This window comes from Streptomyces sp. SD15 (assembly GCF_054462255.1).
Map to the genome: position 1 here is coordinate 259,008 of NZ_JBTLMO010000001.1, position 25,596 is coordinate 284,603.

At 66.5% G+C, this 25,596-nt stretch carries 17 protein-coding genes, 1 tRNA gene and 3 pseudogenes; 8 read left to right on the plus strand and 13 right to left on the minus strand.

The window, feature by feature from the left end; translation table 11 throughout:
* Position 1 precedes the first annotated feature (1 nt).
* The 8 genes and pseudogenes from ACX28W_RS01150 to ACX28W_RS01185 form a co-directional block, all read right to left on the minus strand.
* Positions 2 to 1,294: an ABC transporter substrate-binding protein gene (locus tag ACX28W_RS01150; protein WP_458996850.1), complete on the minus strand. Its 1,293-nt coding sequence runs from the start codon at positions 1,292 to 1,294 to the stop codon at positions 2 to 4.
* 337 nt (positions 1,295 to 1,631) lie between these two features.
* Positions 1,632 to 1,892: pseudogene (locus ACX28W_RS01155) on the minus strand (glycoside hydrolase family 27 protein); the annotation flags it as partial.
* 135 nt (positions 1,893 to 2,027) lie between these two features.
* Positions 2,028 to 2,312, minus strand: a complete 285-nt coding sequence (locus ACX28W_RS01160) for an integrase (protein ID WP_458996851.1) — start codon at positions 2,310 to 2,312, stop codon at positions 2,028 to 2,030.
* Positions 2,313 to 2,690: 378 nt separating this feature from the next.
* Positions 2,691 to 2,798: pseudogene (locus ACX28W_RS01165) on the minus strand (YbhB/YbcL family Raf kinase inhibitor-like protein); the annotation flags it as partial.
* Positions 2,799 to 3,038: 240 nt separating this feature from the next.
* Positions 3,039 to 3,788 carry a hypothetical protein gene (locus ACX28W_RS01170; protein ID WP_458996852.1) on the minus strand — a complete coding sequence of 250 codons (750 nt, stop codon included), beginning with the start codon at positions 3,786 to 3,788 and terminating at the stop codon, positions 3,039 to 3,041.
* Between the two features lie 7 nt (positions 3,789 to 3,795).
* Positions 3,796 to 5,856, minus strand: a complete 2,061-nt coding sequence (locus ACX28W_RS01175) for a hypothetical protein (RefSeq protein ID WP_458996853.1) — start codon at positions 5,854 to 5,856, stop codon at positions 3,796 to 3,798.
* Positions 5,856 to 6,272 (minus strand): hypothetical protein, encoded by a 417-nt coding sequence (locus ACX28W_RS01180; protein ID WP_458996854.1) that lies wholly within the window; start codon positions 6,270 to 6,272, stop codon positions 5,856 to 5,858. The genes ACX28W_RS01175 and ACX28W_RS01180 overlap by 1 nt, the downstream gene beginning before the upstream one ends.
* Before the next feature lie 98 nt (positions 6,273 to 6,370).
* Positions 6,371 to 7,597 carry a DNA sulfur modification protein DndB gene (locus tag ACX28W_RS01185; protein ID WP_458996855.1) on the minus strand — a complete coding sequence of 409 codons (1,227 nt, stop codon included), beginning with the start codon at positions 7,595 to 7,597 and terminating at the stop codon, positions 6,371 to 6,373.
* Positions 7,598 to 7,750: 153 nt separating this feature from the next.
* On the opposite strand from ACX28W_RS01185, the gene ACX28W_RS01190 reads away from it, so the two are divergent.
* Genes ACX28W_RS01190 through ACX28W_RS01220 form a run of 7 tightly spaced genes read left to right on the plus strand, consistent with a single transcriptional unit; the run spans position 7,751 to position 19,549 of the window.
* Entirely contained in the window at positions 7,751 to 9,454 is a 1,704-nt protein-coding gene (locus ACX28W_RS01190) for an N-6 DNA methylase (protein WP_458996856.1), read from the plus strand.
* Positions 9,451 to 11,517 (plus strand): type I restriction-modification system subunit M, encoded by a 2,067-nt coding sequence (locus ACX28W_RS01195; protein ID WP_458996857.1) that lies wholly within the window; start codon positions 9,451 to 9,453, stop codon positions 11,515 to 11,517. The genes ACX28W_RS01190 and ACX28W_RS01195 overlap by 4 nt, the downstream gene beginning before the upstream one ends.
* The gene (locus ACX28W_RS01200) at positions 11,514 to 12,788 is read left to right on the plus strand and encodes a restriction endonuclease subunit S (protein WP_458996858.1); all 1,275 of its coding nucleotides are present in this window, start codon (positions 11,514 to 11,516) and stop codon (positions 12,786 to 12,788) included. Before ACX28W_RS01195 ends, ACX28W_RS01200 begins: the two co-directional genes overlap by 4 nt.
* Positions 12,785 to 14,041, plus strand: a complete 1,257-nt coding sequence (locus ACX28W_RS01205) for an AAA family ATPase (RefSeq protein ID WP_458996859.1) — start codon at positions 12,785 to 12,787, stop codon at positions 14,039 to 14,041. The genes ACX28W_RS01200 and ACX28W_RS01205 overlap by 4 nt, the downstream gene beginning before the upstream one ends.
* Complete coding sequence (locus tag ACX28W_RS01210; RefSeq protein ID WP_458996860.1) at positions 14,038 to 14,661, plus strand: DUF4276 family protein; 624 nt, start codon at positions 14,038 to 14,040, stop codon at positions 14,659 to 14,661. The genes ACX28W_RS01205 and ACX28W_RS01210 overlap by 4 nt, the downstream gene beginning before the upstream one ends.
* A 5-nt stretch (positions 14,662 to 14,666) precedes the next feature.
* Positions 14,667 to 17,870 (plus strand): type I restriction endonuclease subunit R, encoded by a 3,204-nt coding sequence (locus ACX28W_RS01215; RefSeq protein ID WP_458996861.1) that lies wholly within the window; start codon positions 14,667 to 14,669, stop codon positions 17,868 to 17,870.
* A gap of 38 nt (positions 17,871 to 17,908) precedes the next feature.
* Positions 17,909 to 19,549 (plus strand): protein kinase domain-containing protein, encoded by a 1,641-nt coding sequence (locus tag ACX28W_RS01220; protein WP_458996862.1) that lies wholly within the window; start codon positions 17,909 to 17,911, stop codon positions 19,547 to 19,549.
* Between the two features lie 52 nt (positions 19,550 to 19,601).
* Here the strand turns inward: ACX28W_RS01220 and ACX28W_RS01225 are convergent, their stop codons facing one another.
* Entirely contained in the window at positions 19,602 to 19,787 is a 186-nt protein-coding gene (locus ACX28W_RS01225) for a DUF397 domain-containing protein (protein WP_458996863.1), read from the minus strand.
* On the minus strand, positions 19,784 to 20,617 hold the full coding sequence (locus ACX28W_RS01230; RefSeq protein WP_458996864.1) for a helix-turn-helix domain-containing protein: 834 nt from the start codon (positions 20,615 to 20,617) through the stop codon (positions 19,784 to 19,786). Before ACX28W_RS01230 ends, ACX28W_RS01225 begins: the two co-directional genes overlap by 4 nt.
* Positions 20,618 to 20,762: 145 nt before the next feature.
* Here ACX28W_RS01230 and ACX28W_RS01235 point away from each other — a divergent pair.
* Positions 20,763 to 21,202, plus strand: a pseudogene (locus tag ACX28W_RS01235) (ATP-binding protein).
* Between the two features lie 15 nt (positions 21,203 to 21,217).
* Here ACX28W_RS01235 and ACX28W_RS01240 read toward each other — a convergent pair.
* The 3 genes from ACX28W_RS01240 to ACX28W_RS01250 all read right to left on the minus strand — a co-directional run bounded on the left by ACX28W_RS01240 (position 21,218) and on the right by ACX28W_RS01250 (position 25,549).
* On the minus strand, positions 21,218 to 23,353 hold the full coding sequence (locus ACX28W_RS01240) for an AIPR family protein (RefSeq protein WP_458996865.1): 2,136 nt from the start codon (positions 23,351 to 23,353) through the stop codon (positions 21,218 to 21,220).
* A 157-nt stretch (positions 23,354 to 23,510) separates the two neighbouring features.
* A tRNA-Leu gene (locus ACX28W_RS01245) sits at positions 23,511 to 23,598 on the minus strand.
* Positions 23,599 to 23,995: 397 nt separating this feature from the next.
* The gene (locus ACX28W_RS01250; RefSeq protein ID WP_458996866.1) at positions 23,996 to 25,549 is read right to left on the minus strand and encodes an aldehyde dehydrogenase family protein; all 1,554 of its coding nucleotides are present in this window, start codon (positions 25,547 to 25,549) and stop codon (positions 23,996 to 23,998) included.
* Positions 25,550 to 25,596: the final 47 nt, after the last annotated feature.

Below are 25,596 nucleotides of genomic sequence, written 5' to 3' on the forward strand. Positions count from 1 at the left end.
GTCACTGGCTCCAGATCTTCTGTGCGCTGCGCTGCCACGTGGTGAGGATGGAGCCGATCTCCTTGGGCTTGGCCAGGTAGTGCACCAGCGCGGTGTCGGCGGTCGGCTGGAGGGCGTCGCTGGAGTCCCGGTTGAAGAACTGGGTCAGATCGGCGGCGCTCTCGATGAGCTTGCGCCCCTTGAGGACCAGCGGGGTGCCGGCGTCCTTGGCGTCGGGGTGCGTGGGCAGCGTGGTGCCGGAGCCGCTCTTGAGGTAGAGCTCCTGCGACTCGGCGGTGGCCAGGTAGCGCAGCAGCTCCTTGACCCCGTCGGCGCGCTTGGTGCGGGCGCTGGCGAAGAAGCCGTCGGTGGGCGCCTCCTCGGCGACCGGCACCTTCGGGTCGATGATGGGGAACTGGAAGAAGTCCAGGTCGCCCAGGGCGTCCTTGGGGGCGGCGTCGGCGAAGAAGGTGCCGATGAGCATCATGCCGGTGCGGCCCTGGAGGAGGGAGGTGGTGGCGTCCTGGAAGGGGATGGCCGTGCCGTTGGGGTCGAAGTACGGGCGGGCCTCGTCCCACTTGTCGAAGACCTTGCGGACCTCGGGGGCGTCGAAGCGGTGCTTGCCCGCGAGGAGCTCGCGGTGGTACGCGGCGCCGTTGACGCGGATGTTGAGGTAGTCGAACCAGGCGGAGGCGACCCAGGGGGTGTCCCCGCCGGCGCCGAGGCCGATCGGGGCGACGCCCTTGCTCTTGAGCTTGTCGCACAGGTCGAGGAACTCGTCCCAGGTCTTGGGCTCCTTGACGCCCCACTTGGCGAAGTTCGATTTCCGGTAGAACATGCCCCACCAGTAGTAGCTGGTGGGCACGAAGACCTTCTTGCCGCTGGAGGCCGAGGTGCACAGCTTCTTCAGCGCGTCGGAGTAGCCGGAGAGCTCGGGCTTCTCCCATATGTCGTCGAGGTCGAGGAGCAGGTCCTTCTTGGCGTACGACTCGGCGACGGAGCCGGGGTACCAGCTGTAGACGTCCGGCGGGTTGGCCGAGGTGAGGTAGGTCGGCAGCTGGGTGCGGAAGGTCTCCGACGCGACGGTGTTGAGCTGCGCCTTGGCGTCGCCGCGCTTCTCGAAGGCGGCGACGATCGCCTGCATCGCGGTCTTGGCCTGCGGGGAGGAGAGGTTGGACTGCAGGGTCACCGGGCCGCCGGACTTTCCTCCGGAGGCGGACGGGCTCTGGGTGACGCAGCCGCTGAGCAGCGCGCCGGCGCCGACTGCGCCTGCTCCTACGAGGAGTCTGCGGCGGGTGGCGTTGAAGGCGGTCATCTGTGCACTCCCTTGTGCCCACGGAACGGAGCTGAGGCCCCCTGACGGCCCGGCTCTGAGTTCGGCAGGCACAGCCTGTCGCAGGGGTCCGAGCTTCGTCAAGATTAATTACTAATTTATTTATCGGAGGGTGTGCCTCCGGGCCGAACAAGGCCCGGAGGCACACCTGTTGGTGCCGGATGGTGCGGGGTGGTACGGGTTGACGCAGGTGAAACCAGGTGAAGCCAGATGAAACCAGGTGAAACCAGATGGAGCGGGGTGAGGCGGAGCGAGCGCGCGGAGCTCAGAGCTCGGTCTGGTGGACGCGGCCGTCCACTCCGCGGAAGGCGGCCAGCACGCCGCCGTCCAGCCAGACGATGTTGTAGCCGCTGTCGCGCAGCCCGCTGCTGACGAGATAGTCGGCGATCTTTCTGACCTGGTCCTCCGTCGGGGCGCCGAGCCCGTAGTAGGTGTTCCATCCCATGTACGGCGCAGGGGCGAGGCCGCTGTCGTAGTACTGCGGCGCACCCTGTTCGCCCGCGGCGTGTGCCGCCGGAACTGCCGACCCGACCAGCACCACGACACCGAGCGCCACCGCGGTCCGCCGCAGTCGCGCCATCCCTGCACTATGTGAAGCCACTGAAGTCTCCGGAGAGTTGGGGTGTTTGGGCACACCGCTCCGGTCGTGCGGGGCGTCGGTGCCACGGCGAAAACTGTGGCCGGACCCCTCGAGCCTGTCAATATTAATTGCTAATTAACTTAAAAATGCGATCTCACGGTGATGCAGGCATCGCCCGCCGGGTCGATCACGTCGCTGGACGCTCAATCGCTCGAATCGCTCGGGGCCGGTCGTCGGTTCGTGGACCGGCCGCAGGACCGCCGCGCTGCGCAGGGTGCAGTGAGGCCTGTACTCGTCGCAGAAGGATTCGAACTCGGCGAGCGCGTGGAGCAGGCGGGCCCGGACCCAGATGAGGGTGCGGTCGAGTAGTTCGCGCTCGTGCCGACAGGTCCACGCCCAGCGTTCCATGATCGAGTTCATGCGGGTGACGCGGACACCGGCGGTGACGACCTCGATTCAGGTGTCTGACGCTGGCGCCGGCGTCCTGGAGGTCCATGACCGTGTTCCTGGCGGCCCGGGTGACCCAGTACGCGGTGGAGTGGGCGGTCGCGCCGAGGATGCGGATGCGGCGGTTGGCGTGCTCAATGACGGCGAAAACGTGAACGGTCGCACGGCTCAGCGTGGTGGACTCCGGCACGGACACTCCTCGCCCTTCGGCGAAATGCCTCAGCAAAATCCTTCGGCGAACACGGAGGCCGGACCCGATCAGCCTCTCGTTCGGAGCCCCCTTCTCCGCGGTGTTGTCGGTGATCCGCGTCACCGCCTACGGCTCGGTGTGAGCTGTAGGCGGCCTGGCGGTCAAGCGGAGGTCTCGGCGGTGGCGGTCAGCACCGCGCGGCCCAGGATGTGGCGGGCCATGGTGAAGCCGAGGAAGACGGGCGTGCTGACTGCCTCGACGCCGAGAGCCAGGCGCACTCCGCCGACGGCCGGGGCCGGGTCGGCCAGGTCGTAGCGGTAGCCGTCCGGCACGGACTCGCCTGCCGCACGGCGGCCAGGGTGCCAGCCAGGTGGAGATGGAAGCGCTGCGGTGAGTATCCGGGCGGCGACCAAGTGGGGAAGTCGCGCCGTAGATCGCCGGACTGGTGCTGATGTGGCGGCGTCGGCAACGTCGTTGCTGATTCCCAAGCCGGTGGAGGCGGGTGCGGACTAACGCGATACGAGAGAATCGGAAGCGTTCGATGCCGACGCAGGCATCAGCGTGTGGATGATGACCTCCAACAGATCCGCCGCCCGCTGCCCTGTTGCCGGGTCCTCGAGAGCAGTAAGCAGCTCTTCCACGCGCGCGCGGATCATGGACTTCTCATCGGGCACGGCGTCCGCGCGATCGGCGCGCAAAGCACGGGTGAGTGTCTCGAAGGCGGACACCACTGCCTCGGCCTTCGCTGCGGGGTCCCCCGCAGCGAACTGCAGGTCGGCGTAGCGGTCGATCCACCACGCGAGGCCGAGCCTGTGGTCGAGCAGCCGCTCGCGGAGAATCTCCAACTGCTCCGTCATGACGGCCTCGTCAGCCCGCAGTCGCTCCACGGCCCGTCGACGCCCTCGAGCCGCCGCGGCCGTCTCCTCGGTGGTACTCAAAGCAGCCACCCCGGTCACCAGCAGTCTCGGATCGGTAGAAATCTCCCTCGACAGAGCGGAATTGACCGCGGCCTGAGCTGCGCCCACCGAGAAGATCTCGTACTGCCTCGCCACTGCCGCAGCCGCACTCCCCAAGAGGGTCTGGGCCACCGCATCACCGTGCAGCAACGGCCCGGTTCCGGCGACAGGCTTCCATTCGTACGTGAATCGAGCATCGAAGCACAGTCCGCGATCGGCGCTCTCGAGCCGGATGGGGAAGATCGCAGCGGACTTCCCCCACCTCAGCTCGTCGGCCCCGGACTTGAATCGACGGAACATCATCGCCTCCTCACGCCGCCTGTCCCGTGTCGGTGGCCGAACGGCGGGCAGCGGTCTCACGGACCACATCGACGAACCTCGCGCGCAGCCGCTTCCTGAAGACGCTTGCTCCACCGATGACCTTGTCGAGGTCGTCGCCGAGCGAGTCGGCTTCTTCTGTGAAGACCACGGCGACGATCTCCTCCACGGCCTCGGCGGGCAGCTCACCCTCATCGGCCGCGTCGCACCACGATCCCAGTACGTTCGCCGCTTCTCCCCGCGCCTCGGGACGCCGCCACACCGTACGCCAGCCCTGCTTCAACAGCTGCCGTACGACGCGGCCTTCAGGCCCCTCGGCCGTAAGCAGGGCGACCGTCGGATCCGCGGCACCGGCTGCGGTGTCCCGAACAAAGACCTTGAGGAATGCCTCCCGGCTGGGCGCCTCCAGGTCCAGGTCCTGCCCGGCCCCCCACGCAACCAGCGTCTGCAGCACGCGCGCCGACACCAACTCGTTCGTGAGCAGTTCCCGCAATGCCCCCTCGGCCTCCTGGCGTACCTGCGGATCGCGCGCCCGGTCCAGGACGTACCGGAGCCTCGTGAGCGCGATGCTCGTGTACTCCCGCCCCAGACGCCCACGGCACACGGCGACGACCGCGCGCTGCCGCTCAGGACGCGTCACCGCCTTGGCCCACGCGCTCAGTTCCTTGCGCACGGAAGAACCCAGCGACTGCTCGACCGACAGCCGGTCCAAGACGTCGACAGCCAGGTCGACATGGCGTGCCTTACCGGTGAGCAGCCAGTCGTGCGTGAGGTCGAGAACGGCACTGGGGCCTTCGGATTCCGCGATGTACGTAAGCGACTCGGCGAGGCGGCCAAGGCTCGCGTCCGCGATGCCGCCGGGCTTGCTGATCTCGCAGAGCCAGCGCGTCAGGATGGGCACCAACTGGGGCCGCTTGCGCCAGACATGCCGGAGCAACGCCCGGTCGATGCCGGGCCTGGGCTTACCGATGGACACCGTTCCGTCCATCGCGAAGTCCACGTCGGCCACGGCACACCGTTGGGTGTCATCGGCTCCGGCCAGCGGACCGCCTTTCCGGGCGGGCCAGTTGATACCGGAGTCGGCAAGCAGTGCGTCAGCAGCATCCAGCACGGTGCGTGCCGAGCTTCCGTCAAGGAAAGCGGCCGCGATCTGCAGGGCACGGTGCTCCGGTGCCTTCCCGTCACTGCTCCCGAACCATGCCGCGAGCCGCTCTTCCCAACCCAGGAAACGGTCACGAGCCTGTGCATCGTGGACGGAGGTGGCCTGCAGGATGATCTCCGCGAGGCGTACGCCTTCGACAGGCGGCTCGTCGCCGCTCAGAAGACCGGCGAACACACCAGAGGTGTCCTGCAGCCATGCCATACGACCGGCCTGATGTGCATCGTCACCGATCCGCCGCAGCGCGACCTTCCGCACATCGGGCCGTCCGACCCGCAACACCGTGACAGGGGCGGTCCGGCCACTCTCCTCACCCTTGTTCCAGACATGTTCGCCTACAACGACGACCAGCTTCGTGTCCTGCGCCGCCACCCGTCGTGCGTACTCGTCAAGCTGGTCGTGAAACCGTTCCCCGAGCGGCTCCTGCACCCCGGAGAGATTCAGGAGGTACCCCGTCTCCGGCTCGGACGGGAGCCGTGCGACGTCAGGCTCCTCCCAGTCCGGGAACAGCTCGAAGATCCGCTGCCCGGCAGGGAGCATGAGATCCAGCATGCGGAGTGCGGCGGTACGCCGCCCGGACGCTTCCCTTCCGAGCAGCACACGCACGCTGTTGGCCAGTGGGGCGGCCCCGGGGAAGGCATGCGCGGGTGCCTTGCCGTAGTGGACGGGCGGCTCCACGAAGAGGTGGCTGCCGAGCACGGCGCCCCGGTCGATCAGGTGCGGACGCAGGTGCGCAAGTTCCGCGACGTAGTTGGTGACCCGGATGTCGCCACCGGAGACGAGTACGTCGTGTCCCGCCTGGACGCCCTCCAAGTGAGGAGCGAATTCAGGCGTGGACTGCTGCTGCGGCTCGTCTGCGGAGCCTCCGAAGTCCTGATACAGGTTCTCGTCCATCACTTCTCCCCCGAGATGTGGGTGTTGTTGCCGCTCCAGATGAAGTCATGGCCGGCCTTGACGTTCCGGTACGTCAGATTGCTGTGCGCGCCCCCCTGCGAGGGAGCCGTCTTCAGCTCCTCGGTGAGGGCCTGAACTGCCTCCGCTGCCTCACGCGAACGCGCTGCAACGGCCCCGAAGATCTCCACGACGAGGCGTTCGAAGTCCGCCGCGACGACCGGGAACTCATCAGGACCTGCGGCGGCAACGGCCTGCTGGTAGGCGTCCAGCCGGGCAAGCACGCGGTCGCTTTCGTCGGGTGCATGCCGGCCGAGCAGGACACCGCACCGACTACGTGCGTACGTCCACACGTCGCCGACCATGGAGTTGATGACGGCCGAACCGACCAGCGCTGCGATCTCTGCGGACGTACTCATGTGTACCTCTTCCTCGTCGTCAGTCATGGGCGGGAACTGCGGATCGTTCAGGCCTGTGCGGCCGGGGCCAAGGTGGAGTGAGCTGAATCGAGCTCGCCCTACCAGCCGCGGATCTTGCGACCGTGCTCACTGTCGGGGTACAGGAGCGCATCGGCGACACGGCCGCCCGAGTCCTTCGCGCCACCGCCGAAGTTCAGCGTCCCCTGTGCGTTCGCGGAGGCGGCGACGCCGTCCCAGTAGGTGGCCTCGCGCTCCCAGCGCACCGAGTCGAGCAGCGCGAACAGGTCGTCTTCCGAGAGCGGCTGCCCGGAGGTGGCCCAGCCGGTGGCCTGGTGAGCGGCGATCCCGATGCCGGCGAGGACAGCGGGCGCGGAGACAGCCGTACGTGCGGCGAAGTGCGGATAGAGCCGGGAGACCACTGCTGACAGCAGCGGCAGGAGACGGCGCTCGGCGCTGTCGCTGCCCACACCGTCGGGCAGATCCTCGGCGTGCAGGGTGGCGGAGGACAGCCCGAGGCCACCGCGTCCGTGCAGCGCGGTGATGACGAGGACGCGCAGCGCGGAGAGCGTGACCAGCTCCGGATCGGTCTTGGTCAGCTGCCGCTTGCGCGCCTGCACCAGCTTCCCGAAGGGGACCACCTTCCCGTCGTGCTCGACCTTCACCGACTCGGCGATCCGGTGCGCGAGCTGGGTGCCGATGTCCCGCTGGTCCATGGACATGGCGAGGTTCTTCGCGACGGGTACGCCCTCGACGTTGCGGTCGTAGAAGATCTGCCGGGCGTCCTCGACGCCGAGCCCGAAGTACAGCTCGAAGGGCAGCCGTACGCTGCCGAGCGTCTCGTACGTCGTCGCGAATCGCTCGGGGTTGTCGTACAGCTCGTGCCAGGCAGCGACCTGCGTCTCCCCGTCGATGGCCACGACCGGTGAGCCCGGCAGCACCGTGATCGTGCGAATACCGCTACCGGCAATGAGCTCCTCGCTCACCGCACCGGGCTGCCCGTCGAGCCACAGCGTGATGGGCGGCGTCGACCAGGCCGCGCCATGTCCGCCGCTGACGCCGGCGGCGATGTAGGAGGCGTACGAGGTGACGTTGCGCCCCTTCTGCGTGGCCTTCAGCATGCGCTGCACCAGGCCGCGCACTTCAGCGTGGCGGCGCAGTGCGCCCGACGCGTACTTCAGGGCCCGTTTGTCCTCCTCGGCCTTGGGCGAGGGGACGAGCTGCAGCAGCGTGGGCAGCCCCATCGTGCCGATGACGGCGTCCGGGCGGAACGGGGTGACCGTGAGCTGGATTCCCTCGACGGTCGTGGTCGGCATGGTGATGGTCATGGCGGAGCCCTTCGGGACAGGTGGGATCGGCGACGAGCAGCTGCAGGGGAGATTGCGCTCACCAAGTCAGCCATCGAGAGACTGACAGCATCCGTTAGCACTGTCAACACGCTAACGTCTTTGCTGCGCCGTCGCCGCGTGTACTCTTGCCTCATGGAGGACGAAGGATCCACAACAGCGCCGGTCGTCACGGCAGCTCAGATCGCACGGCTCGCCGGTGTCACCCGCGCCGCCGTCGCCAATTGGCGAAGGCGACACGACGACTTCCCCGCGCCCGTCAGCGGCACGGCGGCAGGCCCTCTCTTCGCCCTGACCGAGATCGAGACCTGGCTGGCCGGACAGCGCAAGGGACGAGGGGTCTCGCAGGAGGTCGCCCTCTGGCAGGCCCTGCGCGCCGCGTACAGCGACGACATGGCAGCCGCCCTCGTGGAGGTTGGCACGCACCTGACTGGTGAAGGCGCGAAGACACTCCAGGAACCGATCAGCGAGGCCGTGGATCGCCTGGCTGCCGAGCGCACCGCACCGCAGCTGTTCGAGGACCTGCTCGCTCGCTTCCTCACCTCGGTCGGCCGCAGCGGCGCGCAGGCAGTCTCATCCCCTCGGCTTGTTCGCGCCTTCGCGCACTTCGCCGGCCAGCTCCCCGAAGCTAGTGGGTTGGTCTACGACCCGGCGTGTGGTGCCGGCTCGCTCCTGCTGTCGATGACCGGATCGGCCGCGACGGAGGTGGTCGGCCAGGAACTCAACCCTGGCCTGTTGCTGCTGGCCCAGCTACGGACCCGGCTAAAGGGCGGACCTGTAGCCCACTTGGAAGTCGGAGACTCGCTACGAGACGACCGGCATCCCGATCTGCGGGCCCAACTCGTCGTCTGCGAGCCACCTCTGGGACAGACCGACTGGGGCCGTGAAGAACTACTGCTCGACGCCCGCTGGGAGTTGGGCGCACCGCCCCGCGCGGAGGGCGACCTGGCCTGGCTCCAGCACTGCTACTTCCACACAGCGCCCGGAGGGCGCACGCTGATCGCGCTCGCACCGTCCGCTGCGTACCGCAAGAGTGGCCGCCGAATCCGTGCCGAGTTGGTACACCGCGGTGCTCTCACTTCGGTGGTCGCTCTACCTCCTGGCCTGGCAACAAGCCACAACTTGCCGCTCCTGCTGTGGGAGCTCCGGCGGCCGGCAACACCGGGCGAGGAAGCCCGGTCGGTACGGATGATCGACCTGACGGCGAACGACCCGGACGGCCCTCTGGACCCCTCACCGGACCAGATCGCGGATGTCCCGCTGATCGACCTCATCCGCGCGGAGGTGGACCTCACCCCCTCCGCGTATGTGACCGCAGCTCAGCCCGACTACCCCACGGAATACGCAAATCTCCGCGCGACGCTGGAGCAACAGCTGTGCGAGCTGGCCGAGTTGCTGCCTACGCTGCCGCCGGGACCAGGGGCAGGAGCGTTGGACGAGATCACCCCCGTGGGCGTGGGAGACCTGGTACAGGCAGGTCTGGTTCGCACGACGGAGGACGGCGAGGCCACCTCTGAGAGCGTTCAGCTCGACACGGACTATCTGCGGGGCTTCCTCCGCAGTGCGAGCAACACCCGCCGCAACACCTCCGCCACGGGCACCCACCGCAGCGACCTCCGCGGGGCCCAATTGCCTCAGATGGACATCGAACAGCAACGGCAGTATGGGGCAGCGTTCCGCGACTTGGGCGAGTTCGAGCGAAGGCTGAAGGAACTTGCCAGGATGGGCGATCAAGCGGCCAGCCTGGCGTACAACGGGCTGACCAACGGCGCCCTCGCGCCGGCGGCGGCCGCACACATTGCGACAACTGACAGTGCGACACGAGAAGGTGCCGAGTGAGCAACACCAACCAGGACCTTGCCGACTTCATCTGGTCGGTGGCCGACTTGCTGCGAGGCGACTACAAACGCTCGGAGTACGCCAAGGTCATCCTGCCGCTCACGGTGCTACGCCGTTTTGACTGCGTGATGGAGGAGAAGGGCACGCGGGAGGCGGTGCGGGCCCGTGCCGCAACATTCGCCGGCGAGAAGAAGGACGCGCTGCTACTCGGTATCTCCGGACTGCCCTTCTTCAACACGTCGGCGCAGAGCTTCGAAACCGTCGGCAGTGACGACAGGAACGTCTACGCAAATCTCAAGGACTACATCCGCGGTTTCTCGCCCGAGGTCACCGAGATCATCGACCGGTACGACTTCCACATCCAGATCGAGCGCCTCAACGACGCCGACCTGCTGTATCTAGTGGTCCAGGAGTTCGCGGCGATCGACCTCAGCCCGTCGACGGTCAGCAACCACGACATGGGATACGTCTTCGAGGAGCTGATCCGCAAGTTCGCGGATGCCTCCAACGAGACAGCCGGTGAGCACTTCACCCCGCGCGAGGTGGTCAAGCTGATGGTCGAGCTGCTGCTTGGCCCCGACGAGGAGCGCATCCGCAAACCCGGTGCGGTCATCGACATCCTGGACCCGGCCTGTGGCACGGGCGGCATGCTTGCCGCGGCCGAGGAACACATCAAGGAGCTCAAGCCAAACGCCCGGGTCAACCTGTTCGGCCAGGAACTCAACGCGGAGTCGTACGCGATCTGCCGCTCCGACATGCTGCTCAAGGGACATAAGGCCGAGAACATTCGGTTCGGCAACACCTTCACCCGCGACTGGCACGAGGATCGCCGCTTCAACTACATGCTGGCCAACCCCCCCTTCGGCGTGGAGTGGAAGAAGGCGGAGAAGGCCGTCCGCGAGGAACACGACGACCACGGCTTCGACGGCCGTTTCGGTGCAGGTCTGCCTCGCATCAACGACGGCTCGTTCCTCTTCCTCCAGCACATGCTGCACAAGATGCAGCCGCTGAAGAAGGACGAGAACGGCGAGGAGATCGGCGGCTCGCGCATCGCCATCGTCTTCAACGGCTCCCCGCTCTTCACCGGCGGGGCAGGCTCGGGTGAGTCGGAGATCCGCCGCTGGATTCTCGACCACGACTACCTGGAGACCATCGTCGGCCTCCCCGACCAGCTCTTCTACAACACCGGTATCTCCACGTACTTCTGGATCCTCAGCAACCGCAAGCCCGCCCATCGCAAGGGCAAGGTCATCATGATCGACGCGCGCGGGGAGTGGGTGAAGCGGCGGAAGTCACTCGGCGAGAAGCGCAAGGAGATCTCCGAGGAGCAGATCGCCGGCATCTGCGCGATCTACCGCGACGCGGAGCAGATCGCGGCAGACGAGGACCACCCGCAGCACGCCAAGGTCAAGGTCCTCCGCAACGAGGAGTACGGCTACCAGCGCATCACCGTAGACCGCCCGCTGAAGCTTCGCTTCGAGATCACGGAAGACACGCTGACTGAGCTAGCAGCTTCCGCGGCGCTCCAGAAGGTCCTGGGCGACAAGAAGATGTCCGAGGAGGACGTCGCCAAGCGACAGGCAGAGTTCGTGGCGGCGCTGCGACCACTGGCCGGGCGGGTCTGGTCGACCAAGGCTGAAGCCCGCGACGCCTTGCACCAGGCAGTCGCGTCGGCTGGCCTTTTGTGGCCGTCGGGTGCCGCGTTCCAAAAGGCGCTGTGGGGCGCGGTGGGGGTACGCGACCCGCAGGGTGAGGTCCAATTCGCCAAGCCCAACCAGCCCGAGCCGGACCCGGACCTGCGCGACTCGGAGAACGTGCCGATGGGGCAGATCATCGACGACTACCTGGCAAAGGAAGTCAAGCCTCACGTCGACGATGCGTGGATCGCCGAGCTCAAGAACCCGAAGACGAAGCTGACCGAGCGCTACAAGGTGGGCTACGAGATCCCGTTCACCCGGCATTTCTATGTGTACGAGCCGCCGCGACCGTTGGCGGAAATCGACGCGGAGCTCAAGTCGCTTGAGGCGCAGATCCAGGAGCTGCTGGGCGAGGTGACGGGATGACCGACGTGGCCAACAATGAATTCGCACAACTCCCCCTCAGGCGCTTCATCAGAGACATCGTCGATGGCCCGTTTGGTAGTTCTTTGACGAGCAGCCACTATTCTGATGAGGGTGCTCGCGTAATTCGACTAGGCAACATCGGGGCTGCACATTTCAAGGATGGCGACGCCGCTTACATCCCTTTGGAATATTTCAAACATCTGCGGCAACATGAGGTGAGTCCTGGCGATCTGATCATTGCTGGCCTTGGGGATACAAACCATCCTGTCGGACGGGCGTGCGTAGCACCAGCCCATCTCGGCCTGGCAATCGTGAAAGCGGACTGTTTCCGCGCCCGGCTCGACGAAGATCGGCTCTCCCATCGATATGCGGCATGGGCGCTCAGCTCATCCTTCGTGTCCAGCCAGGTACAAACCCTGACTCGGGGATCCACCCGAGCACGAATCAACCTCGATGTGGCGCGCGAGATCCAGGTTCCAACCCCGTCACTGCTGGAACAGCGCCGCATCGCCGACTTCCTCGACGCCGAGACCGCCCGCATCGACCGGCTCGCTGAGTGGCGCGCTCGCCAAGTAGAGCTCCTTCGCACCTCCGAAAAGAGCGTCATCTCCGAATTGATCGAGAGTAATTCAGGGACCCCCACCCGCGTGAAGTATCTGTCAAATCAAATTACCAGCGGCCCCAGAGGGTGGGGGGATCTGGCGGTTGACTCTGGAAGCCTTTTCTTGCGAATCACTAATATTCCCCGGCATGGCATTGAGTTGGACCTACGCGACTCCCTCTACGTATCTGCCCCCGAAGGGCCGGAACGAGAACGTTCTCGCACTCAATTGAACGACGTTCTGGTTAGCATCACAGCAGATATCGGATCGGTCGCGCTCGTGGACGAACGGGCCATCGATGGGAACATCAGTCAGCACGTTGCACTCATCCGCCCTGTAGCCAGATACGCTCACGCCGCTTGGCTTGCGTACGCCATCAAGTGCGCCAGGTCGAATCAGAGGTTGCGCATGAGCAGCTACGGAGGAACTAAGGTAGGCCTCGGCCTGGGAGACGTCGCAAACTTGGTAATTAACGTTCCGGAATATTGCACGCAACAGGAAATCGCTGATCGAATTTCTCAGGAACTTGCTAATCGAAATCGCCTTCTCTCGGCGATGAAAAATCAACGCAAACTCCTGCTCGAGCGCCGCCAAGCGCTGATCACCGCCGCCGTCACCGGTCAGTTCGACGTCTCTACCGCCTCCGGCCGAGGAGTTGAGAGTCCATGAGCTCCGACAAGGCAAGCCGCTGGCTGATGACGAACACCAGGCCCGCCGTTCCCTTTGTGAACCGGCTGCGCGTGAGCGGGTTCCGTTCCATCGCTGGCTGCGATGTGACGTTCGGGCCGCTGACCGTGCTCATCGGGCGGAACGCCTCGGGGAAGTCGAACCTTCTGGATGCACTGCGCTTCCTGCGTGACTGCGTGGAGAGTCGCCCTCTCCACGCAGTCACAAACCGTGGAGGAACCGACGTCCTCTTCCACCACTCGTCGGACACCGGGACTTCCGAGACCCTGTCCATCGAGGTTCACCTCTCACTCCGCTCCTCTGACAGCGACCACCCTTCAGCCCACCCCGTGCACGCCACCTACGGATTCCGTCTGGCCCGGGACGCCGCCCGTATCCGTCAGCTCGTTGCCGTCGAGTCGGAGTGGCTACAGATCACCCGCCCCGACGCCGAGGCCGACACTCCTCGTGGGTTTCACCGGGAGGGCGACACCGTCACGGCCCTCGACGACGGCTCCACATCGGGCCCTGTCATGTCGACAGACCTATGGCTGGGCAACGCCGCCGTCACCGACGAGACATTCGCCGGTGTCCTCCACGCCCTCTCCTTCCTCACCCTCTACACTCCCGACCCCGCCCGGATCGCCGAACCACAGCGCCCCGCCCCCGGCGACGCCCTGCTCCCCGACGCATCAAACCTGGGTCAGATCCTGGGCGCCCTGGCTGCCACCCGCCCCGAGGTGAAGCAGCGCATCGACGACTACCTCTCGGCGATCGTGCCCGGCTCGCTCGGGATCGACGAGCGGCCCCTCGACGCCTACTCCTCCGTGCAGTTGAGGATGCGGGACGCCGACACCATCATCCGCTTCGGCGCGGACCAGCTCTCCTACGGCACCCTCCGCGCCGCCGGCCTGCTCGCCGCCCTCTTCCAGCCCGACGCGCTCGACGGCTGGACGTCCCTCGTGTGCGTCGACGAACCGGAGCTGGGGCTCCACCCCGCCGCCGCCGGAGTGATGTTCGACGCTCTCACTGAGGCAACCCAGCACGTGCAGGTCATCGTCGCCACCCAGAGCGGGGATCTACTGGACCGGGACGAGTTCGATCCGGACTGGGTGCGCACGGTCGCGGTCGTCGACGGGGCGACTGTGATCGGACCGATCAGCGACGTCGCCCGCCGCGTACTGGACAAAGGCCTGGACACGATCGGCGGCCTGATGCGCGGAGACCAGCTGGCACCCGGCGAGGTAGAGCCGTGACCCACTCCGCGCCACCACCGGTGATCGCCTCAGTCGTCGAGGGCGACGGTGAGATCCAGGCCTTACCGAAGCTGCTGCACCGGATTGCGGGAGACCTGAACATCTGGCGCATCAGCACACCACGCCCCGCCCGCGTGCCCCGCAGCCAGCTCGTCAAGGCCGGCGGCATCGAGAACGCCGTACTGAAGCAGGCTGAATTCGTACGCGGCTATGCGGGTGGTGTCCTCGTCCTCCTCGACGCTGATGACGACTGCCCGGCAACCCTGGGGCCGACGCTGCTCGCCCGCGCACAGGACGCATGCCATGACATCCCCGTCGCCGTCGTACTGCCTTCACGCGAGTACGAGTCACGGTTCCTCGCGGCGGCCGATTCCCTCGCCGGGGTCCGCGACTTCCCCACCTCCATGACCGCCCCTGCGCAGCCCGACACCACCCCGCAGGACGCCAACAAAGGGTGGCTGACACACCAGCGCGGCAAACACCGCCCATACAGCCCCACCGCGGACCAGGCGCCACTCACCAGCGCCATGGACCTCACTCTGGCGCGTGCCAACTCCCCGTCCTTCGACAAGCTCTGCCGTGACGCCCACTACCTCATGACCGGAAAGCGAGGAGCCTGATCACCATGACCCGCGTCGACACCGAGGAAGCCTTCGAGAACGCCGTCGAGGACGGACTCCGTGCCCACGGTTGGGAGCCGGGCCTGTCCAACGAGTACAACCATGACCTCGGCATCGATACAGGCGAGTTGGCAACCTTCCTCGGCGCATCGCAGAACGACGCCTGGTTGCGTCTCCAAGCGGAGTACGGAGAGGGCGAGACCGCCTCCATCCAGCGGTTCGCCAAGCGCGTGGCTCAGCAGATCGACGCCCGCGGCGTGCTCGACGTGCTCCGACGCGGCGTGAACGACCGGAACGTGAAGATCCGGCTTGCGTACTTCCGGCCCGCACACACGCTCGCCGTCGACGCCCTGGCCGAGTACGACACCAACCGGCTCACCTACATCCGGCAGTTTCACTACTCGGCGAAGACGCCCGCCAAGTCGGTCGATGTGGCTCTGTTCGTGAACGGAATCCCCACCGCCTCCATCGAGCTGAAGAATCACTTCACCGAGCAGAGCGTCGAGGACGCCATTCGGCAGTACCGCACCGACCGCGACCCGAAGGAACTCTTCTTCGCAAAGCGTGCCCTCGTTCACTTCGCGGTGGACCCGACCCTGGCCTTCCTCACCACTCGCCTGGCCGGAAAGAAGACCCGCTTCCTTCCGTACAACACCGGCTCCGGCGGCCCTGGTGTCACCGGCGGTGCGGGCAACCCACCGCTCACGGAAGACGCGGATGACGGCACATACCCCGTCTCCTACCTCTGGGAGGAGGTGTGGGACCGCCACAACTGGCTTGAGCTGCTTGAACGTTACCTACATGTCGAGGACGAGCAGGCGAAGGCCGGCAAGTCCCCCACGTACCGACCCGGCCGGGTCCACACCCAACCGTTGATCTTCCCCCGCTACCACCAGTGGCATGCCGTACGGCAGCTCACCACACATGCACGCCAGAACGGCGCCGGCGAGAACTACCTCGTCCAGCACTCCGCGGGGTCAGGTAAGTCCAACACCATCGCCTGGCTCGCGCACCGGCTGTCCTCTCTGCACACCCCCGAGGATCCGGCGCAGCTCGGCAAGGCCGTCCGGGAAAAGGGAATGGCCCCCAACCAGCCGGTCTTCGACAAAGTCATCGTCATCACCGACCGGCGGGTCCTGGACAAACAACTCCAGGACACCATCTACCAGTTCACCCACACTCCCGGCGTGGTCGTCCGTATCGACGAGGACTCCTCCCAGCTTGCCGGAGCCCTGGCCGGTTCCACCGCGCGGATCGTCATCACCACCCTGCAGAAGTTCCCGTTCATTCTGAAGAAGGTCGGCGGGCTCGGCAGCCTCCGCTACGCCGTGATCATCGACGAGGCGCACTCCTCGCAGGGCGGAGACGGCTCGGCAGCACTGAAGAAGGCCCTGGGTTCCAACGCCGTGGACGCGGACGGCGACCCGTTGACGGCAGAAGCCCTGGCCCGCGGGCAGCAGCCGAACATGTCGTTCTTCGCGTTCACCGCCACCCCCAAGCCCAAGACGCTCGAACTCTTCGGCACGAAGGACCCCGTCACCGAGGAGCCGGGGCCCTTCCACGTGTACTCGATGCACCAGGCCATCGACGAGGGCTTCATCCTCAACGTGCTGGACACCTACATCACGTACGGCACCTACTTCAAACTGCACAACGACGCGGCCGAGCAGGTCGAGCAGCAGGTCGATCCGCGAAAAGCGCGCTCCAAACTGGTGCGTGCGGCGCTGTTGTCCGAGGCGTCGATGGCCCAGCGCGCGAAGATCATGGTGGATCACTTCCGCTCGCACAGCGCGGGCAAGCTCGGCGGTCGGGCCAAGGCCATGGTCGTCACCCCGAGCCGGGAGCACGCGATCCGACTCTACCTGGCGATTCGTAAATACGTGGACGAGCGAGGGGCCACAGACTGCGGTGCGATGGTTGCCTTCTCCGGGGCACTGACAGTGGACCAGGTCGAATACACCGAGTCCAAACTCAACGGCTTCCCCGAGAAGGAGCTTCCGGGCCGCTTCGGCTACGTACGCGCCGATGACTCAAACCCGCCGACCGTCCCGAAGCCCGAGTACCGCATTCTCGTCGTCGCGGAGAAGTACCAGACGGGCTTCGACCAGCCGCTTCTGACGACGATGTACGTGGACAAGCCACTCGCGAACGTCGCCGCCGTACAGACTCTCTCCCGGCTCAACCGCACGCACCCGCTGAAGTCCCAGGAGGACCTGTTCGTCCTGGACTTCGCCAACAAGTGGGAGGTGGTCCGGGACGCCTTCCAGGACTACTACGAAACGACGCGGACCGAGCCCACCGACCCCAACCTTCTGTTTGACCGTCAGGACGAGGTCATGGGCTACCAGCTTCTCGTCGAAGCCGAGATGGACGCGCTGGTGAAGGCGTACTTCGAGGCCTTCGACGACGGGCGCGCCTCCGAGGACCAGGTCAAGAAGGCTCATGCACTGCTCTACCGCTACACAGCCCCTGCCGTGGACCGTTTTAACGGTCTCATGGCTCAGGAGCCCGAGAAGGCCAGGGAGTTCCGGCGAGCCCTGGAATCGTACGTCAAGGCGTACGGCTGGCTGTCGCACATCATCGGCTTCGAGAACCTCGAGCTCGAACGGCTCTTCCAGTACGGGCGGTTCCTGCTGCGCAGGCTTCCGCGCCCCGACGGCACCGCGGCCGCCGACATAGGGGAGACGGTGCCCAGCCACATGCGGGTCAAGCAGACCGGAGCCCCCGAGCTGAAACTGGAGGTGGCGGGGACCCAGGTTCTGCCAGGACTGGTCGCTCAGGCAGCCGGAGCGGCAGCGGAGATCGAGGAGAAGTCGCTCGCCGAGGTCATCGAATCCATCAACGACGAACTGGGCGCAGACCTGTCCACCGCCGACCAGATCCTTCTCGGCCAGCTGGTCGTGACGATCGCCGAGGACACCGACATGCAGGAAGTGGCTCTGGCTCAGGACGAGGAGACCTACGGCCGTGAACTCGCCAAGGACATGGACGAGTTCGTCATCAAGCAGGCCCAGTCCAACGACGCGCTGATGGTCCGCTACTTCGACGACGAAAAAGTGAACCGCCTCTTCCGGCGGGTCGCGACAGCCCAGTCGTACAACTTGATCCGACGTCCTGCACGCCGTGAGGCCGATCGGCAGGCAACCGCCGAACGGGCAGCGGAGTTGAAGAACCGCGGATCAAAGCGCACCGGTCCCGCCACGCCGTAATCTGCACTGACGACTGTCACAAGGGAGAGGGATGCGGCATGGGGGACGACGTGGCGCCGGCCCAGGATGCGAGCGAGCAGACGCGAACACTCGCCGGCCGGTACCGGCTGCACGCACCTATCGGCGCGGGTGGCATGGGCGAGGTCTGGCACGCCTACGACGTGAGCCTGGACCGGCGCGTCGCCGTCAAGATGATGCTCGACGAGCAGCCGACCGCATACGCCGTCCGGAACGCCGCCCACCGTGAAGCCCTTGAGGTCCGGCGCCAGCGCTTCCTGCGCGAGGTACGGACCACCGCCGGGCTCCATGAGCACCCTGGCATCCCCGCGGTCTACGACACGGGATACGACGAGGCCAGTGGGCGGCTGTATGTGGTGATGCAGCTCTTGAAGGGGCGCGAGGTCCAGACGCTCGTCGATGAGACGGACTACGACTACGACCCTCTGCCCCTCCCCTGGGCCGCGGCCATCGGTGCACAGATCGCCTCCGCCTTGGACGAGGTTCACCGCCACGACGTCGTACACCGCGACATCAAGCCGGCCAACCTGATGCTCACCCCTGGTGGAGTGGTCAAGGTCCTCGACTTCGGTGTCGCCGCCTTGCTCGGATCGGGGTCGAACCCCCACCTGACCCAGGCCGGAATGACCGTCGGCACGCCCGCCTACATGTCTCCAGAACAGAGCCTGGCCAACGCGGTCGGCCCGGCCGCCGACATATACGCACTCGCCTGTGTGATCTACCAACTCCTCACCGGAACAACACCGTTCACCGAGTCCGGCGGTAAATCTCTCCCCTGGCACCACGTGCACACTCCGCCTCCTGCGATCAGTGCGCTGCGGCCCGATGTGCCCGATGGCATAGAGCGCCTGCTGCTCGGCATGCTCCACAAGGATTCCGAACTCCGGATGTCGGCGGCTACGGTCTACGAGACCTTGCTGCCGTTGGCGGCTCAAGGCGCTCCGGTCGGTACGTCGCCTCTGATCACCGCCGACGGGCTCGAACTCGACCCGTGCACCCCCTTCACCAGGCCGTTCGGCGGGACCGTGCGGCGCGGGAACCCACAGGCAAGGGCATACACGCCGACAGCACAGGACACTCCGGCGGTCGTGGAGCCCGGCAGGCTTCCCCTGAGCGAGACAGAGGCGGACGAGGCGACCGACCGCGCTTCGGAACTCGTGAACCAGAAGCAGTTCACACAAGCCGCAGACGTGCTGACTGCCGCACTGGCCAGGGCCGTCGACGAAGCCCTCGTGGACGATCTGACGTTGTCCCTCGCGCATGTGAAATTCCTCGCCGGTGCGCACAGTGAGGCTCTCCAACTCTTCCAGCAAGCTGCGAAAGGTCTCGCCCGGCGGCTCAGCGCCGACGACGTCGAGGTGCGGCGATGCCTCTACTACGCAGCCGAGTGCCGTATGGAGCTCGGTGAGACCACTGCCGCCGTCGCCGCCTTCGGTGACTATGTGCAGCACGCCCCGGACGAGGACGACGAAGACGCGGTCGATCGTCATCTGGAGGCACTCGCCCAGATCATGCGTTTGGAGGCGGGGGCGGAGCGGTTCGCGCAGGCCCGGGCCGCCGCGATCACCCTCCGGAGTGCGACGCAGCGCTACCGAGGGCTGCACGCACCGGAGTTGGCCGACATCGACGGATTCATCGAGCGGCTGCGACGCTTCGAGTAGGGACCGAGGAGGGGCTCGACGTGCGACCCCTCCCTCTGGCGTCTGCGGACGTTCAGTGCCCCCTCGCGTAGGCGACGAACGCGGACCAGGTAGTGGGTTCGACGGCCAGTTGGGGACTCTGCTCGATCTTCGAGTCCCGGACATGGACGGCGCTCGTCGAGGCGGCCACTTCGACGCAGTTGTCGCCGGACGTGCCGCTGTAACTGCTCTTGAACCAGGCCAGTTCGGTGGTGCTCATAACTCTCCTCGCATCCGCTCCAGCAGGTCCACGGTGGCCTCGCGGCCGAGGGCCTGAGCACGCATCTTTCCATAGCGCTGGAGCAGGGCGCTGACGTCTTTCGGCTCCCCGATCAGGCTGCTGTACTGCTGCCCTTCGGAGTAGCCGAGCCACTGATGGTCCGATGTCTCGGCGAGATACATGGGGCCGTCGAGACCAGCATGGTCCTCACTCCGCGTCGGCATGAGCTGGATCTCCACATTGCGCAGCCTCCCGGTCTCCAGGAGATGCTCGACGAGGATCCGCGTCACCTCCCGTCCGCCGGTCCGGCGCTCCAGGAGGGACTGCTCGACGATGAAGCTGAAGGCCGTGTTGGGCCGCTCGGCGAGCAGCCGCTGTCGTTCCAAGCGGGCCGCCACCTGTTGCTCGACCTGCTCCTCAGTGAGTGGTGGCAGTCGACCATTGAAGATGGCCCTGATGTACGCCTCCGGCTGGAGCATCCCCGGCACCAGCCGGCACTCGTACGCGTACAGGCTGATCGCCTCCTCCTCGATCGCCGCCCACTGCCGGAACCAGGAGGCCAGCCCCGCCCGCCGCGTCAGAAATCGAGCGGCAGCCCTCAACACCCCATCAGCGACCAGCACTTCCTCGCCACGGTCGATCAGTTCCTTCGGCGGGAAGCGGCGGCCCTGCTCGATCGAGCCGACGAAGTGGGCCGAATACCGCACCCTGAGCGCATACTCCTCCTGGGTCAGCCCAGCCTTGTCCCGCATCGCCTTGTGGACCGACCCGAAGGTCTTCAACGCATCCGACGTCTCCGGTTCCACACTGCTGTCCGCCACGCCCGCCACCTCCCGTGCACCACTGCAGCCCCGTCCAACTCACCCATCGTCACGGTGCGTTACCCGTACTGTCCATAGCGCGGACTCGTACAGCGCCGACCGTACGAGTGTCACCACTGGTCATCCGCGCTCCACCACCCGGACTGTGGACGGCATGCAGGCCCAACCACCCGTCACCGTACGTGTGTTCACCCAACGGCTCAGCTCCACCAGCAAAGGCGCCCGCCTGGCCCGTCTCCTCACACTCCAGCAGCTCGATGTTTGGTTTGGGGCATCCCCTACTGCTGCGACGTCTCGGACGCCGCAGCCCTGGTCGTGGCGGAACTCGCCGCGAATGCCGTCCGCCACGGCCACCTCCCCGGACGCGACTTCGAGCTGACGCTCGTCCTCGACACTTCGACGCTTCGAGTCGAGATCGCAGACGCCCGCGCCGAACGCCTGCCCCGCACAGGACCGGAACTCCCGGGAGGCGAAACGGGCCGCGGCCTTCTCCTGCTCTCGGCCCTCACCATCCAATGGGGTACGGAGCCCCGTCCTTACGTCGGCAAAACAGTCTGGGCCGAACTCGACACCAGTGCCCGCACGACGATGTGACCGCCTCGGCGGATGTCAGTCCTCGTCGTTCTGACTGTCGAGCCACTCGGTGGCAAGTTCGTACAGATTCCGTTTACCGTCAGCAGTCCAGCGCGCCGGCGCCTGTACCGACGTTGGGGCCTCGTCCCAACGGGCAAGTTCCCAGATACGAAGAACCAACTTGTTGGCGGAGTACAACTGGCCGTCATAGGCCCAGAGCAGCGGCTTGCTACGGTCGTTCTGCCAGGTTGCCTGCGTCCTGCGGGGGTCGGCCGCAAGCCATTCCTTCACGGCGCGAGCCTCGGGAACATTTCCGGGGATGTAGGTCAGCGGCGTGCTGTCCGCGAGGAGCCCCGCATTGATCAACGTTGGCACAGTGTCGGGACGCCGCGCCCTCCGATTCTGCTGCGCGGGCGGCTGGTAGTTCGCGGGAAGCTCCGGCACAGGGCGGCCACTGCGAACATCCGGCAGAACCAGGCGTGCAAGATCCCGACACTTGGTCTCGTTGGTGAAAGTGCTCGTGAGGAAGGAGGTGGGGCCGAACTTCACATCGACATGGTGAATCAGCCACGAGAGCACGGACTCCGCCAGGCCGGGCACCACGGCGAGTGCCGCGTCCAGGTCGTAAGCCGGTTCGTCGATGTCATCCACGTCGAGAAGCTGGAATACAAGGTGGGCGATCAGCAGATCACCGCGCTGAGTCGTATCGGCCGCCCGCCCGTGCGTCCGCTTGCGCAGTGCGTCCAGCTCCTCGCCCACGGCCCGGTGGATGCGTACGCTGCGCCATATCCGAAAGGCGCTCGGAACCTCACCGAACAGCCGGGGATAGGCCCCGCTTCGACCTCGCTCCCACAACAGATCCGTGTCCCGCTTGGCCCGCACGGTGAGCTCGGGAGTCCGATGGGCACAGGCCAGGGCGATCGCCGCATGGACCACGGAGCATCCGGATTCCGGTGCGGGATCGGCCTCCCCTCGTTTGAAGACGTACAGCTTCTGAAGGGAAAGGTCGAAGTCCTCCCGGATCAGAGCCTGGGCGTCATCCAGCGCTACGAAATCCCGCTGGGACACGTCGTTCTGGGTATTCGTGGTCTCCGTGATGCGAGCCGCGTACTGCCCCCGCTCGGATCCGAGCGAAATGACGCGGACGGTGACATCGGCGTCGTCAACGGTCTCGGGAGTCCGCTCCCTCGCCTTGTGGATCTCTGTCACCGTCTGTGCTCCGTTGACGACGCTGGCACGTGTCAGTCGCAGCTCAACCGTTTCGTCGGGGCGTCGCCTCCCCGGCCAAGTGGGCTCGATCTCGTCACACAGGATGGTGATGCCGTTGTTGAAGTACCAGAAGTTGTCCGGCTCTTCGCTGAGGGTGGTCTGGATACCGGAGTTGATACGGGTGAGCCCAAGGGACTTACGGATGTTCTCGTCATAGAGACGATCCCCATGCTCCTCGTACCACTGCGCGACGTCAGCCGCCGCGACCGATCCTTGGTAGGCCACAAACGGCATGTCCCTCTTGATCCACTGCGGCATACGCACAGTGATGCCGACCGGTTCCGGAGCCCGGTCGTTCTTCAGCTGCTGGAGCAGCTCGCCAGCCCCCATGAGCCGATAGTCCAGCATGGGACCGAGGCCGAAATGATCATCGGCCGCTCGACGTAGGATCGCTTCGGTATCCGCATGAAGCGGGTCGTTGCCGACGACGGCAATCACCAAGGTGATCTTGAGCCGGGTATCAGCGAACGCTGAGTCCAGTCGGGCGGTAAAGGGCGCGAGCTTGTCGTTGAACAGATCGAACCGGCGCTGCTCCAGCAGGCTCAGCCCGTCGATGAAGGCACGTGCCGCATGGGTGTCGAAGCCGGCCGTACCCGAGTCCTTCCACTTCGCCTGCACGAGCCAGACCTGCGCGCCATCGGATACGGCTACGGCGTCTATGCCGTTGTCCCGACTACCGTCGATCACGGCTTCCGCACACGCCTTGTGATCCCACCCGGTCACCCGGCGAATGGCAGTCGCAGCCACCGCGCGCGAAAGGAACGCCCGGTCCCGCTCCGCCTCGGAATTACGTTGCAGATCGCCCTCATCGATCAGCCCCCGATGCCCCCGGATCAGGGCCTCACGGATCTGATGCAGCTCCAGCGCCGTCGCCCTGATCGGTCCTCGCCCCGTACCGCCCACTGTCTCCCCGCAAACGCTTGTGCACCCCTGATGATCCAGCGTCGCCAAGCGTATCTGGGCAGATACGACACCTCCCGGCAAACGACGGAAGGGCCTGTGCGCAGACCAAGAAACCAAAGAGCCCCACGATCCCGAAGGGTCGTAGGGCTACTGCTGGTGGTGTCCGAGGGGGGACTTGAACCCCCACGCCCGATAAAGGGCACTAGCACCTCAAGCTAGCGCGTCTGCCATTCCGCCACCCGGACTAGGTGTCTGCCGCCCGGCCGGGGGTGTTCCCCGCGGCGACATGGACAACAATACCAAGGTTTCGGAGTGCCTTTCACCTGCATATCCAGGTCGCGAGAGCGGCTGAGCATGGCGGGGCGAAGGGTATCCGGAGACTCACCAAAGGTGACTGAACGACTACCAAATGCTGCCGCGGTCGGCCCGCGGGCCACGCGCCCCATGCCAACCAGCGCACCCCCGGCCCGTCAGGCATCTCATCGGACAACCGCCCGACGATCAGCCCAGCAGCTCGCGAGCCCGGAGTCCGTCAGACCGGCAGCCCGCCGGTGCCCAAGCCCCAGCACCCTGCCACTGGGCGAGCAGGAGTACGAGACGACGGTGGGCGACGCCACAACGCGGGCACCGCCCAGCCTCGCCTCACGGAACGAGCTGATACTCCGGGAAGTTGCCCGGCAGCCGCTCCCCCGCCGGCCCCTGCGTGACGGCGCGCACCAGTAGCTCGCCGCCGACGAAGGCGCCGCGCCAGGACGCGCCGAGCCCGCCGAAGAGCTCGTCGCGGTCCCCGCGGGAGCGGGGTTTGCCGTGGCCGATCTTGAAGGCACGGATCTGCGGCGCCAGTCGGGCGTACGTCGATTCGTCGTCCGTGGACAGGGTGGCGACGAGCGCGCCGTTCGACGCGTTCATCGCGGCGAGCAGCTCCGCCTCGGTGTCGACCAGGACGATGGTGTCGACCGGGCCGAAGGGCTCCGCGTGGTGCAGCGGTGAGGACGGCGGCGGGTTGAGGAGCGTGACCGGTTGGACGTACGCCGCCGTGTCCTGGCCGGACAGGAAGCGCGCGTCGGACAGCTTGCCGCGGTGCAGCGGGACGGCGCCGCGGTCGATGGCCTCGGCGACCTGGTCGTGCAGCTCCTTCGCCTTGGCCGCGTTGATCACGGGTCCGAAGTCCAGTACGGGGTACGGGTCTTCGGGCTGTTCGACCGCGAGCGGGTGGCCGACCCGCAGGGTGCGGACGGCCGGGAGGTACGCGGCGAGGAACTCGTCGAACAGTGTGCGCTGGACGACGAAGCGCGGGTACGCGGTGCAGCGCTGTTTGCCGTAGTCGAAGAGCTTCGGGATGACGGCCGTCAGCGCGTCCCAGTCCGTGTAGTTCCAGATGCCCCAGGTGTTGAGTCCCTCCTGTTCGAGTACGTGCCGCTTGCCGAGGTCGGCGACGGCGGTGGCCACCGCGGCGCCCGTGTCACGGCCGCCGACGAAGGAGACACAGCCGATCTCGGGCGCACGGACGAGTGCCTCCGACAGCTCGCCTCCGCTGCCGCTGACGAGGGTGACGGGAATCCCCTCACGGGCGGCGAGCGCGCAGGCCAGGGTGAGACAGGAGACGCCGCCGTCGGTCGGGGTCTTGGCGATGACCGCGTTGCCCGCCAATGCCTGTACCAGCATGGCGTGAACGAGCACGCTCATCGGGTAGTTCCAGCTCGCGATGTTGGACACGGGTCCGTCCAGCGGGGCGCGGCCCTCGACCATGGACTCGATCCCGTCGACGTACCAGCGCACGCCGTCGATCGCCCGGTCCACGTCGGCCTGGGCGAGCCGCCAGGGCTTGCCGATCTCCCAGACCAGGAGGAGGGCGAGGAGTTCGCGGTGCTCGGTCAGGGCGTCGAGCGTCGCCGCGACGCGCGCGCGGCGTTCGGCCGGCGGAACGTGGCGCCAGGCGCGGTGCTGGTCGAGCGAGGCACGTACGGCTTGCTGGGCGGTGGCGCCGTTCAGCCGGGGCGGGCCCGCGATGGGACTGCCGTCGACGGGGCTGGTGGCGGGCAGTGCCCGGCCGTCCGCCTGCCAGCCGGCGCGCCAGAGGTTGAGGACGCGGTCGTCCTGGAACGCCTCGGGCGCGACGGCGAGGCAGCGCTGCCAGGCGTCGGCCCAGGACGTACCGGACTTCACGACGAAGTGGGGGTGGAGGGTGGATGCCATTCGAATGTCTCCGCTCTCGGTGCACGGTCGGGGGCGGGAGGTGCTGG